Below are 16,144 nucleotides of genomic sequence, written 5' to 3' on the forward strand. Positions count from 1 at the left end.
TGCCGAAGCCCCGGGTGCGGCTGGCGATCGGCGGCGGGGGAGCGAACCCTCGACGAGGTCGTCCTGCACCACCACACCACCGGGCACTCCGTCCGAGTGCTGATCGACTGACGTTCCGGGTGTCGCCCGAGCGGTCCCGGATTCCCGCGACCCGGTGCCCGACCCGGTCAAGCCATTCCCCGTCACGAAATTTCCCAGAGGAGCACAGCCCATGCCACGGAAGATCGTCGATGTGCACGGCCACCTCGTCGCCCCAGCCGAGTTGTACGCGTACCGGGAGTTCCTCATCGGTAGCCGTGGGCACTACGGGCGACGTCTGAAGGGGTTCTCCGAATCCCGGGAAGGCCTCGGGCACGGCCGGACCGGAGTGATTCCGCCGGAGGAGCTCCGGCACTTCGCCGAGGAGCACATCGCCTGGCTCGATCGGGTCGGCACCGACGTGCAGCTGGTCTCGGCCCGGCCGTACAGCCTGATGCACTCGGAGAAGCCCGCTCGCATCGTGCACTGGTGGGCCCAGGCGGTGAACGACGCCATCGCGACCCAGGTGGGGTTCTATCCCCAGCGGTTGCAGGGTATCTGCAACCTGCCGCTGGTGTGGAACGAGCCGGTGTCGGTCGTGTTCGAGGAGCTCGAACGCTGCGTGACCGAACTCGGCTTCGTCGGTGTGCTGGTGAACCCGGACCCCAGCGAGGGCCGGGCGCCGATGGACGTGCCCGGGCTCGGAGACGAGTACTGGTACCCGCTCTACGAGAAGCTCGTGGAGTACGAGCTGCCGATGCTCGTGCACTCGTGCGGCTGTGTGTCCCTGCGGGAAAACCAGAGCCTGCACTTCATCTCCGAAGAGAGCACCGCGGTCATGTCGCTGGTGCAGTCCGACGTATTCGACGTGTTCCCGGACCTCAAGGTCGTGGTGCCCCACGGCGGCGGGGCGATCCCGTACCAGGTCGGCCGGTTCCGCGGCACGTACTGGCAGGGCACCGAGCGCGGCGGGACGTTCGACGAGGCGATCCGGCGGCTCTACTACGACACCTGTCTCTACAGCGAGGAAGCGCTCGCGTTGCTGGTGAAGGTGATCGGCAGCGACCGGGTGGTGTTCGGCACCGAACGCCCCGGCGACGGGTCGCACAAGAAGACGCCGACCGAGGGCTGGGCCGACGACATCGCGGGAGTGCTGCGCGGCATCGAGGCCCACTCGGAGCGCGACCTGGACCTGATGCTCGGCGACACCGCGCTGGACATCTACCCGCGACTGCGCAAGAACCTCGAGGCGGCGGGCTGAGATGACCTCCGAACTCCTTCGAGCGGCGCAGGGAAACGCGGAACGCGAGGCCATCGTGGGGCTGGCTCGCGACTTCGCCCGCGAGCGCGTGGCACCGCGGGTGCGCGACTACGACGCCGCGGAAAAGCTGCCCGACGACCTGCTGCGGGAAATGGCCGAACTCGGCTTCTTCGGTGGTGTGGTGCCCCTCGAATGGGGTGGGCTCGGGCTCGATCACGTCACGTTCGCCCGGGTCATCGAGGAGGTCTCCCGGGTGGATCACTGCCTGGGGGTGCTGATGAGCATGCCTTCGGCTCTGGTCGGCTCGGGTTTGCTGGAATTCGGGACGGTCGAGCAGAAACGGCAGTGGCTCGTACCGCTCGCGGAGGGCCGGCTCTTCGGCGGTGCCGGGGTGACCGAACCCCGGTCGGGCAGCGACGTCGCCGGAACCCAGACCCGGTACGTCCGCTCCGGCGACGGCGAGTTCCTGCTGAACGGGGCGAAAGCCTGGATCACCAACCTCGACCGGGCATCGTTTTTCGTCACCTTCGCCACGCGGGACCCGGCGCTCGGGCGGCGTGGGCTTTCGGCCTTCATCGTGCCCGCGGACGCACCCGGCGTGGTCAAGAACCCGGTGCACAACAAGCTGGGGTTCCGCCCGCTGTGCAGCGGAGACCTCGTGTTCGACGACGTCCGCCTGCCCGCGGACGCGCTGCTGGGCGCCGAGGGCGAAGGGTTCGCGGTCGCCATGAACGCGGTCGAGCGGGGCCGGCTGTCGGTGGCCGCGCGCGCCGTCGGCCTGGCTCAGTCCTGTTTGGACGCCTCCGTGAGGTACGCCAGGGACCGCATCGTGTTCGGGAAGCCGATCGGTGATTTCCAGATGGTGCAGCAGAAGATCGCGAACATGGCCGTGTCGGTCCGCGCGGCCCGCCTGCTCACCGAGCAGTGCGCGCTGGCCATGCAGCGCGGCGAGCGGGCGCGGGTCGAGGCGAGCATGGCCAAGATGTACGCCAGTGACGTCGCCCAGGCGGCCGCGACCGACGCCGTGCAGATCCACGGTGCGTACGGGGTTTCCGAGGAGTACGGCGTTGCCCGTGCCTACCGCGATGCCAAGGTCTTCCAGATCGTCGAAGGCGCGAACGACATCCACCGGGTGCTGATCGCCCGCGACGCGCTGGGCACGGCGCGGGAGCCGCGCAGATGACCGCGCAGGCGACGGGCGTGGCCGAGGAGGCGGACGCGGTTCTCGCCGGTGTGCGCGCCGAGGTCCGCCGGCGCCGGCCGGGTGGTGCCGGCGAGGGCTCGGCGCGGGAGCTGCTCGAACCGCTCGGCCTGCCGTTCGTTGCCGCCGAGGTGGTGGACTCGGCCGAGGAAGCCGTGGCCGCGGCTCGGCGCAGCGGTTTTCCGGTGGTGCTCAAGGCGGTCTCGGACGCCGTGCTGCACAAGTCCGACGCCGGCCTGGTGGAGCTGGGCCTCGGCTCGGCCGAGGCCGTTCGTGAAGCACACCACCGGCTCGCCGGCCGGATCGCCGCGGCGGGCGCGACCGACGCCCGGGTGCTGGTGCAGCCGATGGTGGGTGCCGGTACCGATCTCATCCTCGGCTGGGTCCGCGATCCGGCGTTCGGCCCGGTGCTCGTCGTGGGCCTGGGCGGGGTGACCGTGGAGCTGTTTCGCGACGTCGCGCGCCGGATCGCGCCGGTCACGGCGACCGAGGCACACGATCTGCTCCGATCGCTCACCTGCTGGCCGTTGCTGGCCGGCTTCCGCGGCGCTCCTCCGGTGGACACCGCGGAGTTCTGCGAGCTGGTGGCCCGCGTCGGCGAGTTGGCGTCGGCGGTACCGGAACTGACCGAACTGGACCTGAACCCGGTGCGAATCTCGGCCGAGGGCCGGTGCACCGTGCTCGACGCGCGTGCGGTCATCGAGCGGACCGCCGAAGCACCTTCGCGACAGAGCGCGTTCGACCTCGGCGCGCTGGCCCGGCCGGGGTGCGTCGCGGTGGTGGGTGCCTCGCGCGACGCGAGGCGCCCCGGCGGTCGGGTCCTGGAGGCATTGCGGGAGCACGGTTTCGCCGGACACGTTCACCCCGTCAACCCGGCCGGCGGCGAGATCGGCGGGCTGCCCGCCGTCGCTTCACTGGCCGAACTGGACCACGTGCCCGATCTCGTGTGTGTGGCGCTGCCTGCCGAGCCGAGCGTGGAGGTCGTCGGCGAATGCGCCCGGAGAGGAGTGCCGGCGGTCATCGTGTACGCGTCCGGGTTCGGCGAAACCGGCGCGGTCGGAAAAGAGCTCGACACGCGCCTGCTCGCCGAGGTCGCCGGATCCGGCACGATCGTCTGTGGTCCCAACACGATCGGCGTCGTGAGCTCACACCACCGGATGGCGGCGACGTTCAGCCAGGCGGTGCGCGGCCTGCCGCTGCACGCCTCCGGGACGTGCCTCGTCGCCCAGAGCGGGGCTGTCGCGGGAAGCCTCGTGTCGCGCGAACTCGCCGACGGCTACGGCATCGGCGACTGGGTCACGGTCGGCAACCAATCCCAGGTCGACGTCGCCGACTACGTCGAGTACTACGCCGGCCTCGAGACGACGCGGTCCGTCGCGCTCTTCCTCGAAGGCGTGCCCGACGGCGGCCGTTTCCGCCGCGCGCTGGCCGCGGCGCGTGATCGTGGGGTGCCGGTCGCGGTCTTCAAAACGGGGGTGACGGAGGCCGGAAGCCGAGCCGTGTCGTCTCATTCGGGTGCGCTCGCCGGCAGCGGAGAGGCTTACCGCGCGGCACTCGCCCAGGAGGGTGCGGTCCAGGTCGCCGAGATGACGAACCTGCTCGAAATCGCCTGGACGCTCGGACACACCCCGCTCCCGGCCGGTCGCCGGGTCGCGGTCGTCACGACCTCTGGTGGTGCGGGCAGCGCGACCGTCGACCTGGTGGACGCGGCGGGGCTGGTCCCGGCGGTGTTCGACGAGCGAACCCGATCGCGGCTCGCCGAGGTCCTGCCCGGGTTCGCGAACGTGGACAACCCGTTGGACGTCACCGCCGAGGGGGCGTTCGGCGAGGGAGTGGTGCGGCGCGCCGTGGAGCTCGTCGTGGCCGACGAGGGTGTCGATCTCGTCTGCCTCGTGCTGACGAGCATCACGGGCGCGGACGCGGTGCGGGTCGCCCGTCAGATCGCCGAGGCCGCGGCCGGCAGCGGGAAACCGGTACTCGTGTCCTGGCTCGTCGCGCGTTCGCTGGCGAAGGACGGCATGTCCTTGCTCGCCGAACGGGGCCTGCGCGTGTTCACCGAGCCGGCCCGGATGGTGGCGGCCGCGGCCGCGCTCACGTCGTGCCTGGCGTCAACCCACCCGAGGAGTGCGTGTGTCTGATTCCCCTGCTGTCGAAGAACTTCGCGCGCTCGTCGCGCTCTCGTGCCGAATCCTCGCGTGGACGGGCTGCGTCCGCGAGATCACCGGGCACGTGAGTGTCCGGGTGCCCGGAACCGACCAGGTGCTGGTGCGCTGCCGGCCGCAGCCGGATCCGGGCGTGCGGTTCACGATCGTCGACGACATCCACCTCGTCGGGCTCGAGTCCGCCGGGGACGAGTTGCCGCACGGCTACGCGCTGCCGGGGGAGTGGGCGATCCACACGGAGCTCTACCGGAGCCGCCCGGACGTCGGCGCGGTGGTGCACGGCCACCCGGAGGCCTCGCTGAAGTGCGGGATCCTGGGGCTGCCACTCGAGCCGGTGATCGGCGCCTACGACCCCGGGGCGATGGAGCTGGCGGTGCGCGGAGTACCGACGTACCCGCGGGCGGTGCTCATCAGTGACCGGGCGCTCGGGGGCGAGCTGGCCGCGGCCATGGGCGGATCCGATGCGTGCCTGCTGTCCGGGCACGGAGTGGTCGCGGTGGGCGAAGACGTCCAGCAGGCCACGGTCCGGGCGATCAAGCTCGAAACGCTGGCCGGGCTGACCCTCGACCTGCACTCGATTCCCGGTGCCACACCGAAACTGCTCAGCGCCGACGACATCGCCGCGGTGTCGGGGTTCGTGGACAGCCGCAAGGCGGCGCGCACGTACGCGCACTGGACGTGGGACTTCTACCGACACTCGCTCGGCGCCGTCGCCGACGTCACCCGACGTGATTGACCGAAGGAGGAAGCAGACGTGGCTCAGGTAGTGGGAGGCGCTGCGGTGTCGCACAGCCCGCAGTTGTCCATGGACCCAGGCGGTTGGCGCGCGCACGGCGATCTTGAACTTCCGCGGATCCCGGCACTGGGGCTGACCCCCAGCCGCCGGACGGAGGGCGAGCTCGAGATCGAACTCGATCCGGTCGTGCTCGAGGACCGGTACAAGGCTTGCCAACGGGCGCTCGAACGCACCCGCGACGTCCTGGTGGGATTGCGGCCGGACATCCTGCTGGTGATCGGCGACGACCAGCGGGAGCTGTTCCACGACGACATCATGCCCCTGGTCTCGATCTTCCGGGGCGATTCGCTCCAGGACCGTCCGCCGGGATCCGAGGTCTATCCGTCCACCATGGAATCGGCGTACCGGTACTACCACGCCGACGCGGTGGATGTGTACGACACGAGCGCGGAGCTCGGCCTCCACCTGGTGGAGCGGCTCGTGGATTCGGGGTTCGACGTTGCGCAGTTCTCGGAGCAGCCGAGGGACCGCACGCTCGGGCACGCGTTCACGTTCGTGTACCGCCGGCTGCTCGAAGGGCTGCCGCGCCTGCCGCTCGTGCCGGTCTTCCTCAACACCTACTACCCCCCGAACCAGCCGACCCCGGCCCGCTGCGTGCAGCTCGGCAAGGCGTTGCGCTCCGCTATCGAAACCTGGCCGGCGAACCGGCGGGTCGCGCTCGTCGCGTCGGGCGGCCTGACCCACCCGATCATCGACGAGAAGCTGGACCGCCGGTTGCTCGACGCGCTCGAGAACCACGATGACGACGCACTCGCGAGCCTGCCCGTCGACGGTCTTCGGGAGGGCAGTTCCGAGATCCGCAACTGGATCGCGGTCGGCGCCGCCTTGCCCGACGCGCGCGCCACGGTGGTCGACTACATCCCGGCGTACCGGTCGACGGTGGGCACCGGCTGCGGAATGGGCTTCTTCACCTGGACGACTTCATGAGGTCGGTGCGGGAGTGGTTGCTCGCGCTCGACACGTGTGCGGTGTCCGACGCGCTCGACTCGCTCGGCCGGTCCGGGGCGGTGTCGGGTGTCCTGCCCGTGTGGGAGGGCGCGCGGCTCGCGGGCCGGGTCGTGACCATGCGGACGGTGCCGGCCGACGGGCGGGTGAGCGGCAGCCATCTGGGCACGGCGGCGATCGAACGGGCCGAAGAGGGCGAGGTCGTGGTCGTGGAGCAGGCGGCCGGCCCGCCGTACCCCTCGGCGACGTGGGGCGGCCTGCTGGCCAAGGCCGCGGTGGTGAAGGGGCTCGGCGGGATCGTGGTGGATGGGGCCTGCCGCGACGTCGACGAAATCCGCGAGCTGGGCCTGGCCGTGTCCGCTCGCGAAGCGATCCCCTTCACCGCCAGGGGCCGGATCGTCGAGGACGGGGTGGGTCTCCCGATCCTGATCGGTGGGGTGACCGTGCGCGAAGGCGACTTCGTGCTCGCGGACGGCAGCGGCGTCGTGTTCGTTCGCGAAGAAGACGTGGGCGCCGTGCTCACCGTCGCCGAACGGCTGGCGGCCCGCGAAGCGCTGATGGCCGCGGACCTGCGCGCCGGTCGGCTCCCGTCGGAGGTGCTCGGCAAGGACTACGAGGAGATGCTCGATGAGTGACGACTGGCTCGACCGGGTCCGGGCGCTGGGCACGGCGGGGTTGTCCGATGCGCTCGACCGGCTGGGCCTGCCCGGTGCGGTGCCCGGGATCGTGCCGTTCGACCCGGCGTTCACAGTGTGCGGCAGAGCGTTCACCGGACAGTACGAGCCGGTCGACGCGCTGGGCGGCACGGTCGGCGACTACATCGACGACGTGGCGCCCGGGGAGATCGTGGTGCTGAGCAACGACGGGCGGCTCGACTGCACCGTGTGGGGTGACATCCTCACCGCGGTCGCCGCCGCTCGGGGCATCGGCGGCACGGTGATCGAAGGGGTCTGCCGGGACGTGGCGGACAGCCTCGCCATCGGGTACCCGGTGTTCGCCCGGGGCCGCAGCATGCGGACGGGCAAGGACCGGGTCCGGCTCGCCGGCACCGGTCGACCGGTCCGGCTGGGTTCGGTGCTGGTGCACCCCGGCGACGTGATCCGGGGCGACGCGGACGGTGTCGTGGTGCTCGCCGCGGAGCAGGCGCGGCGGGTGCTCGACGTCGCCGAGGCGATCGAGGACGCCGAGAGCCGGATCCGGGCCGCCGTGGCCGACGGCGAGCGGCTCGACCTGGCGCGGGCCCGGATGGGCTACCACGCCCTGCAGACCAGGCCGGGTGCCCGATGACCGCTTCCACCACCGGCCTGGGTGACTTCGGCACCGCGACGCTGCACGAGTCCGGCGCCACCCCGTTGCCGCCCCAGCTGCGTCCGCTCGACCCGGCGTGGCGCGTCACGGGGTACGCCTTCACAGTCCGGCTCACCCCGGGCAACAACATCTGGCTGCACCGCGCGCTCTACGCCGCCGCGCCCGGCGACGTGCTGGTCGTGTCGACCGGTGGTGCTCCCGAATTCGGGTACTGGGGCGACATCCTCACTGCCGCGGCGAAGCAACGCCGGCTCGGCGGGCTCGTGCTCGACGGCTGCGTCCGCGACTCGGCGGAGCTGCTGCGCCTGGGCTTCCCGATCTTCGCGCGCGGACTGTGCGTGCGGGGCACCGGGAAGGACGCGACCGGTGGTGATCTCGACACCGACATCACCCTCGGGTCGGCGGTGGTCCGCCCCGGTGATCTGGTCGTCGGTGACGCCGACGGCGTGGTGGTGCTGGCCCGGGAGCACGCGGCGACGGTGGGCGTGCGCGCCGAGCAGCGGGAGCGGAAGGAAGCGGCCGTCCGGGAGCGGATCGCGGCCGGTGAGTCGACTCTCGAGATCTTCGGGTTCCGATGACCGGGCACGGGCTCGGGATCGTCGGCTGGGGCGCCGCGGGCAGGTTGATGGCCGAGGCCGTGGGCCGGACCTCGCGGTTCCACCTCGCAGGGGTGGCCGACGCGGACCCGGCGGCCAGGGAGCGCGCGGCTCGGGAAACCGGCGGCCCGACCTTCGCGAACGCCGAAGAGCTGGCGGCGGCCGACGGCGTGGTGATCGTGTACGTCGCGACGCCCACCGCCTCGCACGCGGGCGACATCCGCACGGCGGCGGACCACGGACGGGCCGTGATCTCGGAGAAGCCGCTGGCGGCGACGTTCGAGGACGCGCGTCGGGCGGTCGAGTCCGCCGAGCGGGCCGGTGTCCCGCTCCTCGTCGGCGCGACCCACAGCTACAACGCGCCCGTACGGATCCTGCGGCGGGTGGTCGAGAGCGGGCGGCTGGGTGAGCTGGTGTCGGTGTCGTCGGTCTGCCACACCGACTGGCGGCTGCGTCCCCGGTCCGTCGCCGACCTCGACGCGGCGCTCGGCAACGGACTGGTCCTGCGCCAAGGCGCGCACCAGATCGATGTGCTCCGCTACGTGTGCGGCGGGCTCGCCGAGACGGTCACGGGCACGACCTTCGGCGGATCCGGCGGCCGGGAGCTCGGTTTCACCGCACAGCTCGCGTTCGCCGGCGGCGCCCACGCGAGCGCCTACTACTCCGGCGCGGGCGGCTTCGACAGCCGGCTGCTCACCGGGGGCGTCGGCGAGCTCGGAACCGTCGACGTGGTGTCGGCTCCCGAGCTCGCGAAGTTCTTCCCCCGCCCTCGAGCGGGCCCGTGTCCCCGGTGTTCGGCACGCTCGTCGCCACCTTCACCGCCGGCGGGGCCTGGGCCGCGCCGGGCGGAATCGTCTTCGTGACGCCCGAAGGTGACTTCGAAGAGCCCGTCCGCGGGACCGTTTCGGGCTGGGACGCCGTGCTGGCCGAAGCGGAGGCCGTGCTCGCCGGTCGGCCCGCGGTCCACTCAGGACGGTGGGGACTGGCGACCCTCGAAGCGTCCCTGGCGGTCCACGAATCCGACCGGGCCGGGCGAAGCGTCGAGCTGGTCCACCAAGTCGGCCTCGGCCGGCGATCGCAGATGTGATGAGGAGACAGAGATGATCATCGACGCCCACGCGCACCTCAACGCGCCACCGGAGCTCTACGCCTACCAGGCCGCGCTGATGTCCTCCCGCGGTGCCCATGGCCGGGGGAGCGCCGGGGTCGGCGACGCCGCGTTGAAGGAGTGGGGTGAGCGCACGCTCGCCACGATGGACGGGGTGGGCACGAACGTGCAGCTGATCTCGCCCCGGCCGTTCCACTGCGGGCACTCGATGCGCCCGGAGAAGGTCGTGCACTGGTGGACGAGTGCGGTCAACGACGTGATCGCCCGCCAGGTCGCGCTGTTCCCCGACCGCCTCGCCGGGGTCGCCGGGCTGCCGCAGGCCTATGGGCAGCGTCCGGAGGACTGGGTCGGGGCTCTGGACGACGCCGTGACCCGGCTCGGCATGGTGGGCTGCGTGCTCAACCCGGATCCCTCGGAAGGCACTGGCCCTGTACCCACGCTCGGCGATCCGTTCTGGTACCCGCTGTACGAGAAGCTCGTGGAGCTCGATGTGCCGGCGCTGATCCACTCGGGCAGCTGCCTCAACGACCGCGAGACCTACAGCGAGCACTTCGTGACCGAAGAGAGCATCGCGATCCTGACCCTGTTGAACTCCGAGGTGTTCCTGCGCTACCCGACGCTCAAGATCGTGGTGGCCCACGGTGGCGGTTCCGTGCCGTACCAGATCGGTCGGTGGCGAGCCGCTCGCGCCCACCCGAAGCTGCGGGAAGGCCACGTGCTCAAGGACGAGACGTTCGACGACAGCCTGCGTCGGCTGTGGTTCGACACCGTGCTGCACAATCCGGCTTCCCTCGAGCTCCTGATCAAGACGGTGGGACCCGAGCGCTGTCTCTTCGGCACCGAACGGCCCGGCAGTGGCACCGCTCCCGATCCCGTGACCGGGCTCGACTTCGATGACATCCGGCCCGTGGTCGAAGGCTTCGGCTTCCTCGACGACACGGAGAAAGCGGCGATCCTGGGCGGCAACGCGCGGTCGCTGTTCCGCCTGCCGGTCTGACACTCAGCCCCACCCCGTGAGGACGGGGGCACCTCCGCCTTCGGATCGGAACTTCGCCGAGGGCGGAGGTGGCGCCCGGCGCGGCTACCGTGTGATCACTGACGGTAGTCTATTATCATTACCCTCAAGCAGGCGGCGTTGTCCGGTCGACGAGGGGTGGTCCACTGTGGTTGCTGGCTCTCCGGACGACGAGACGAAAGCACCGCGGGCCCCGCGGCACCGGCCGGACACCCGGCGCCCGCAGAAAGTTTCGCTGGCGATCGCCCAGCAGATCGTCGACGACATCACCGACGACAAGCTCACACCCGGTACGAAACTCGCGACCGAGCGCGACATGATGGCACGGTTCGAGACCGGTCGGGGAACGTTGCGTGAGGCCCTGCGGTTCCTGGAGATGAACGGCGCGATCAGGGTGAAGGCCGGCCCGCAGGGCGGCCCGATCGTGACCGAGCCCGACGCGCACGATCTCGCCGGTGTGCTGGGCCTGTTCCTCCAGCTGAAGGCGATGCCGTTCAAAGCGCTCGTCTCGGCCCGTGAGGTGCTTGAGCCCGAGGTCGCCGCGCTGGCCGCCGAGGCGAAGAACGAGGAACTGATCGCGGACATCGCCGATTCGATCGCAGGGATGCGCGAGAACCTCGACGACGAACAGAACTTCCTGGCGGAGAACGACCGCTTCCACTCGGCCGTCGCCGCGGCGGCGGGCAACGAACTGTTCGCCCTGCTCATCACCTCGCTGCACTTGATCACCGACGGGATGCCGCTCGGGGTGAGCTACCCGCTCGCCCGCCGCAAATCGGTGCTGCAGGCGCACGAGGCGGTGCACGACGCCATCAGCACCGGCGACGCCGAAGGCGCTCGCTGGGCGATGCGCCGGCACATGCGAGAGTTCCGGCGGTATGTCGCCGAGAAGTTCCCCCTGGTCTATGAACGACCGGTGCGCTGGCGCGAAATCGCGCCCTGACCGAGGTCTCCTTCGCATCGCACGTTCTTCCTCCGCCCTCCCACGCTGATTCCGTCGAGTCCGCGTGTCACTTTGTCGTGCGCTCGGTGAACCTACCGCGTTGAATCCACCCTCTCTCCTATATATGCTATTCATAGGAGCAAAGGACGAGAGGCGGCCCCGATGAGCGCACTGCAGGCCAAGGTGAACCGGCCGGCTCGGTGGCGATCGTGATCCCGGGCGACGAAGAGTTCCCGGTTCGCGTGGTCGGCTGCCGGTGGGAAGCCGCGGGCGTGGTGTCCCTGCGCCTGGAGCGGCCGGACGGCGGCACGTTGCCGCCGTGGGAGCCGGGCGCGCACGTCGAGCTCACGTTGCCGTCCGGGCGAATTCGCCACTACTCCCTGTGCGGACCGCGGGAAGACCCGCACGGCTACACGATCGCGGTGCTGCGCGAGCCGTCCGGCCGAGGCGGGTCCGCGGAGATCCACGACACCGGACTCGTCGGCCGGGAGTTGCGCATCCGCGGGCCGCGCAACAACTTCCCGCTCCGGCCCGCGAGTTCGTACGTGCTCGTGGCCGGAGGGATCGGGATCACGCCGATCCTGAGCATGGCCCGGGAGCTGGCCGCCCGCGGTTCGGCGTGGCGGCTGTACTACGGCGGCCGGTCGCTCCGGTCGATGTCTTTCCTACCGGCGGTCGACTCGCTGGCGGGTTCGGCTGCGGCGCCGGTCGAGGTCCGGGCCGAGGACGAATCGGGCCTGCTGGCGATCGCGGACATCGTCGCGGACGCGCCGGCCGGTGCGGCGATCTACGCGTGCGGACCTGCCGGGCTGCTGGAAGCCCTGAGGTCGGCCACCGGCTCCCGCGGCGGCGATCTGGAAGTCCACTTCGAAGTGTTCACCGCCCCGGTGCCGGGCGAGGACGGGGAAATCGAAGCGGGCCGCCACGAGCGGCCGTTCACCGTCGTGCTCGCGCAGTCCGGCGAAACCGTGCGGGTGACCGACGGCACGACGATTCTCGAGGCCGTGCGCGAGGTCGTGCCGGAAGTTCCGTACTCCTGTGAGGAAGGCTTCTGCGGTACCTGTGTGACCAAGGTGATCAGCGGATCCCCGGTGCATCGGGACACGGTCCTGAGTGCGGAAGACCACGCGGCCGGCGACACCATGACGATCTGCGTCGGCAGCTCCGCCTCGGCGGAACTGGTGCTGGACTTGTGACGCGGTACGCGGCGCCCCGTCCGGGGCACCGCGTCCGCGTCACAGCAAGTGCGGTGCTTTGCCGCCGTCGGCCAAGACCGTGCGGGGAAGCAGATCGACGAGTTCGGCGTGGGGCCACGGACCCGTGGCATCGTCGCGGAACACCGTGCGCGTCTCGACCGGGTGGCTGTACACCCCGATCTTGCCGCCGCCCGCGCGGAACACCCGCCCGGTGACGTCGGCCGCCGCGTCCGTCGCCAGGTAGACGACGATGGGCGCGACGAGTTCCGGTGCGGCCCGGTCTTCCTTGGCCTTCTGCCGGCGTTCGCTCATCAGCCCTTCGGCGACCAGGGCCGCGTCGCGGACCGCGGCGTCGGCGGTCATCCGCGTGGAGGCGAACGGCGCGACGGCGTTGACCGTGATGCCGTCGTTCTGCAGTTCGAACGCCAGCTCGTAGGTGAGGCTCGCGACCCCGCCCTTGGAGGCCGCGTACTCCGCGTTGCCGATCGGCGCGGCCCACTGGTTGGACACGGTGTTCACGATGCGGCCGCCACCCGCGCGGCGCAGGGCCGGGATCGCGTGCCGGCACACCGCGAACGTGCCTTTCAGGTTCACGGCGACCGTGGCGTCGAAGTCGGCCTCCGTCGCCTCCTCGATCTTGTGCTGGCGGACGATCCCGGCGTTGTTCACGACGATGTCGAGCCGGGCGAAGCGGTCGACGGCGGTGGCCACCAGGCGGGCCGCGCCCGCCCAGTCGGCGACCGATTCGTGGCTGGCCCATGCTTCCCCGCCGCGGCGGCGGATCTCGTCGGCCACTTCGTCGGCGGGGCCTGCCGAGTGGCCGGTGCCGTCCGCGTCGACGCCGACGTCGTTCACCACGACTTTCGCGCCCGCGGCGGCGAGGGCCAGCGCTTCGGCCTGACCGATGCCGCGGCCCGCGCCGGTCACGATCGCGACCCGTCCGGCCAAAGGACGTTCACCCGCCATGATCTTCCTCCTCGTGTCCGTGCTCGTCCCGATCCGGGCGCTTGCGCTGTTTGCCCCGTGGCCGGGCACTCTCGTGAGCTACAATCATTAGCATAGTTATCCGACACGGTCGGGTGCGCAAGCAGAGGGGTGGACGCCGTGACAGTGGAAGGGGCCGACCGGGCCGGATCGCGGGCCGAGCCACGGACACCCCGGCGCCGCCCGGAAAACCGGCGCCCGCAGAAGGTGGCACTGGCGATCGCCCAGCAGATCGTGGACGACATCACCGAAGGCGAGCTGGCTCCGGTTACGAAACTGGCGAGCGAGCGGGACATGCTCACGCGGTTCGGGGCGGGCCGCGGGACGCTGCGGGAGTCGTTGCGGTTCCTGGAGATGAACGGGGTCATCACCGTGAAGGCGGGACCGCACGGCGGCCCCATCGTCTCCGAGCCGGCCCCCACCGACCTCGCCGGGGTGCTGGGCCTGTTTCTGCAGTTGCGAGGTCTCCCGTTCCGCGCCCTCGTCGCGGCGCGCGAGGTGCTCGAGCCCGAGCTGGCGTCTCTCGCGGCGGCGTCCGCCTCGCCCGAAGTCGTGGCCGAGATCGCCGACTCGATCGACGGGATGCGGGAGTTCCTCGACGACGAGCGCAACTTCATCGCCGAGAACGACCGGTTCCACGCGGCGGTCGCGGCGGCCGCCGGCAACGAGCTGTTCGGCCTGCTGATCTCGTCCCTGCACGCGATCACCGACGGCATGCCGCTCGGGGTCAGCTACCCGCCGGCCCGGCGCGCGGCGGTGCTGCGGGCCCACCAGATGGTGTACGAGGCGATCCGCGCGGGCGACGCGGAGGGCGCGCGCTGGGCGATGCGCCGGCACATGCGCGAGTTCCACCAGTACGTCGAGGACAAGTTTCCCGTGGTCTACGAGCGGCCGGTGCGGTGGCGCGACATCGCGCCGTGACGCGAGACCGCTCCCGGCCCGCCCCTCCGGGCGGATCGGGAGCGGTCTTCCGGCGAGGCGGCGCCGGTTCAGGCGGAGACGGAACGGCCGGCGACTCGGCCGAGGGTGATCCCGGCGGCGAGGTGCAGGCCGCCGATTCCGATCGCCGCGCTGATCCCGGCCGAGCAGTCGCCCGCGGCGTAGAGCCCGGTGATCGGCCGCGCGTCGCTGTCGAGCACCTCCATGTCCGGCGACACGCGGCTGCCCCCCGCGCTGATGTTGGTGCCGACGACCATCGGCACGACGGTGTAAGGCGGGGTGGTGATGCCGGTGCGGGGCTGCGGGAAAACGACCCGGCCGAACTCCGGATCGGCCGGCACGCCGCTCTCGACGGTCTTGTTCCACCGCCGGACGGTTTCCGCGAGCACCGCCGGATCGGCGTCGATCGCGCGGGCGACCCCGGCGAGCGAGTCGAAGGTCTTCTTGGCGGCCGGGACGTCCGCGAGCAGCTGGGCCTTGCCCTCCGCGGTGCGGGCGTCGCACAGGTAATAGCCGATCGAGCCGGGCAGCCGGCGCAAGGCGAGCAGCCGCAGAGCTTCGGGGCCGGTCTCGTCGTGGAAGCGCACACCGTCCTCGGTGAGGGCGACGCATTCTTCGATCAGCCTCGACGCGATGAGCACGACTTCGGGCACCATGTGCATGTTCACCAGTTCGGCTCCGGCCTCCTCGAGCATGCGGTGTCCGTCGCCGAGGTTGGTGTCGAGTCCGGGGTAGGGAGAATCCGGGTCGGCGTCCGGCCGGTGGCGTGCCCGCAGCTCGCTGCTCGCCTGGTAACCGCCGGTGGTCACGATCACCCCGCGTCCGGCGCGGATCTCCGTCGTGGTGCCGCCAGGGCCCTCGATCAGGGCGCCGGTGACCGTGCCGCCGGTGCGGACCAGCTCTCGAGCTCGTCGGCGCACGAGTACGCCGGCGCCGAGGCGCTCGAGGTGTTCGGCGAACACGCTGCGGAACTGGGTGGGGTCGGACAGCACGACCGTGCGGTCGACCGAGTGCTGGAGCGGGCGCGACACGATCCGGTCGAACCGGAAACCGAGGTCGCGCAGGTATTCGAAGCCGGCGCCGCTTTCGCGCGTGAACCGTTCGGCCACGGCGGTGTCGAACGCGGGATCGAAGAGCTCGCGTCGGTGCTCGACCTCGGCGCGGAGGTCCGCGAGGTAGGCCTCCGGGGAGTCGACGATGCCGAGCCGCCGCTGTTCCGAGGTGTCGGCGAACGCGAGATAACCGGTGGAGAACGCGGCGTTCCCGCCGATCTCGCCGGTGGCTTCGACGATCGTCACCGAGGCGCCGCCGGCGGCCGCGGTCTGGGCCGCGGCCAGGCCGCTCGGGCCGGCGCCGATCACCAGGACGTCGGTGTGCAGCGCATCTCTTCCGGTCACCGAAGAACACCTCCTCGTCACATGCCTGTCCTCGGGGGAAGGCGAGTCGGATCACGGTCGGCGGAACCTGGTCCGCCAGAACCGAGGCTTAATAGGATAATAGTTATCAGGGTAGAACGACGGTGTCCAGGACGGCGGCACGGGGTGCGACCCGGAAAAAGTGCGCGGAAGCGGACGTTTTAGCTGGTCACAGCCGGTGGGCGACCGCAATCGGGTCGACGCTGGTGCTCTTGCTCCACTGCGTGTCGTGTCGACCGCGAGCGGTGTCCGGAAGA

The 16,144-nt window shown here is 71.1% G+C and carries 16 protein-coding genes; 14 read left to right on the forward strand and 2 right to left on the reverse strand.

The features are described 5' to 3' along the window. Window positions 1-211 precede the first annotated feature (211 nt). The 13 genes from VSH64_RS08810 to VSH64_RS08870 all read left to right on the forward strand — a co-directional run bounded on the left by VSH64_RS08810 (window position 212) and on the right by VSH64_RS08870 (window position 12,549). Window positions 212-1,279: an amidohydrolase family protein gene (locus tag VSH64_RS08810; RefSeq protein ID WP_326835015.1), complete on the forward strand. Its 1,068-nt coding sequence runs from the start codon at window positions 212-214 to the stop codon at window positions 1,277-1,279. A gap of 1 nt (window position 1,280) precedes the next feature. After that, window positions 1,281-2,462 (forward strand): acyl-CoA dehydrogenase family protein, encoded by a 1,182-nt coding sequence (locus tag VSH64_RS08815; protein WP_326835016.1) that lies wholly within the window; start codon window positions 1,281-1,283, stop codon window positions 2,460-2,462. Next, a complete protein-coding gene (locus tag VSH64_RS08820) occupies window positions 2,459-4,618 on the forward strand; it encodes an acetate--CoA ligase family protein (protein ID WP_326835017.1) in 2,160 nt (719 codons plus the stop codon). Before VSH64_RS08815 ends, VSH64_RS08820 begins: the two co-directional genes overlap by 4 nt. Further along, window positions 4,611-5,378 carry a class II aldolase/adducin family protein gene (locus VSH64_RS08825; protein ID WP_326835018.1) on the forward strand — a complete coding sequence of 256 codons (768 nt, stop codon included), beginning with the start codon at window positions 4,611-4,613 and terminating at the stop codon, window positions 5,376-5,378. The genes VSH64_RS08820 and VSH64_RS08825 overlap by 8 nt, the downstream gene beginning before the upstream one ends. 18 nt (window positions 5,379-5,396) lie before the next feature. Continuing rightward, window positions 5,397-6,365 (forward strand): DODA-type extradiol aromatic ring-opening family dioxygenase, encoded by a 969-nt coding sequence (locus VSH64_RS08830; RefSeq protein WP_326835019.1) that lies wholly within the window; start codon window positions 5,397-5,399, stop codon window positions 6,363-6,365. Next, window positions 6,362-7,018, forward strand: a complete 657-nt coding sequence (locus VSH64_RS08835) for an RraA family protein (RefSeq protein WP_326835020.1) — start codon at window positions 6,362-6,364, stop codon at window positions 7,016-7,018. Before VSH64_RS08830 ends, VSH64_RS08835 begins: the two co-directional genes overlap by 4 nt. Further along, the gene (locus VSH64_RS08840; protein ID WP_326835021.1) at window positions 7,011-7,670 is read left to right on the forward strand and encodes an RraA family protein; all 660 of its coding nucleotides are present in this window, start codon (window positions 7,011-7,013) and stop codon (window positions 7,668-7,670) included. Before VSH64_RS08835 ends, VSH64_RS08840 begins: the two co-directional genes overlap by 8 nt. Next, window positions 7,667-8,269, forward strand: a complete 603-nt coding sequence (locus tag VSH64_RS08845) for an RraA family protein (RefSeq protein ID WP_326835022.1) — start codon at window positions 7,667-7,669, stop codon at window positions 8,267-8,269. The genes VSH64_RS08840 and VSH64_RS08845 overlap by 4 nt, the downstream gene beginning before the upstream one ends. Then, window positions 8,266-9,150 carry a Gfo/Idh/MocA family protein gene (locus VSH64_RS08850; protein ID WP_326835023.1) on the forward strand — a complete coding sequence of 295 codons (885 nt, stop codon included), beginning with the start codon at window positions 8,266-8,268 and terminating at the stop codon, window positions 9,148-9,150. The genes VSH64_RS08845 and VSH64_RS08850 overlap by 4 nt, the downstream gene beginning before the upstream one ends. Beyond that, window positions 9,147-9,374 carry a hypothetical protein gene (locus VSH64_RS08855; RefSeq protein ID WP_326835024.1) on the forward strand — a complete coding sequence of 76 codons (228 nt, stop codon included), beginning with the start codon at window positions 9,147-9,149 and terminating at the stop codon, window positions 9,372-9,374. Before VSH64_RS08850 ends, VSH64_RS08855 begins: the two co-directional genes overlap by 4 nt. A gap of 13 nt (window positions 9,375-9,387) precedes the next feature. After that, window positions 9,388-10,392 (forward strand): amidohydrolase family protein, encoded by a 1,005-nt coding sequence (locus tag VSH64_RS08860; protein ID WP_326835025.1) that lies wholly within the window; start codon window positions 9,388-9,390, stop codon window positions 10,390-10,392. Window positions 10,393-10,483: 91 nt separating this feature from the next. Further along, on the forward strand, window positions 10,484-11,353 hold the full coding sequence (locus VSH64_RS08865) for a FadR/GntR family transcriptional regulator (RefSeq protein ID WP_326835026.1): 870 nt from the start codon (window positions 10,484-10,486) through the stop codon (window positions 11,351-11,353). A gap of 200 nt (window positions 11,354-11,553) precedes the next feature. Next, complete coding sequence (locus tag VSH64_RS08870; RefSeq protein WP_326835027.1) at window positions 11,554-12,549, forward strand: PDR/VanB family oxidoreductase; 996 nt, start codon at window positions 11,554-11,556, stop codon at window positions 12,547-12,549. 39 nt (window positions 12,550-12,588) lie between these two features. Here VSH64_RS08870 and VSH64_RS08875 read toward each other — a convergent pair whose 3' ends face one another. Then, a complete protein-coding gene (locus VSH64_RS08875) occupies window positions 12,589-13,515 on the reverse strand; it encodes an SDR family NAD(P)-dependent oxidoreductase (protein ID WP_326835028.1) in 927 nt (308 codons plus the stop codon). 138 nt (window positions 13,516-13,653) lie between these two features. Between VSH64_RS08875 and VSH64_RS08880 the strand changes: the two genes are divergently transcribed. Further along, the gene (locus VSH64_RS08880) at window positions 13,654-14,454 is read left to right on the forward strand and encodes a FadR/GntR family transcriptional regulator (RefSeq protein ID WP_326835029.1); all 801 of its coding nucleotides are present in this window, start codon (window positions 13,654-13,656) and stop codon (window positions 14,452-14,454) included. A 68-nt stretch (window positions 14,455-14,522) separates the two neighbouring features. On the opposite strand, the gene VSH64_RS08885 is transcribed toward VSH64_RS08880, so the two are convergent. Beyond that, window positions 14,523-15,869: an FAD-dependent oxidoreductase gene (locus VSH64_RS08885; RefSeq protein ID WP_326835030.1), complete on the reverse strand. Its 1,347-nt coding sequence runs from the start codon at window positions 15,867-15,869 to the stop codon at window positions 14,523-14,525. Window positions 15,870-16,144 lie beyond the last annotated feature (275 nt).

Source organism: Amycolatopsis rhabdoformis, from assembly GCF_035918295.1.
Taxonomy (GTDB): Bacteria; Actinomycetota; Actinomycetes; order Mycobacteriales; family Pseudonocardiaceae; genus Amycolatopsis; species Amycolatopsis rhabdoformis.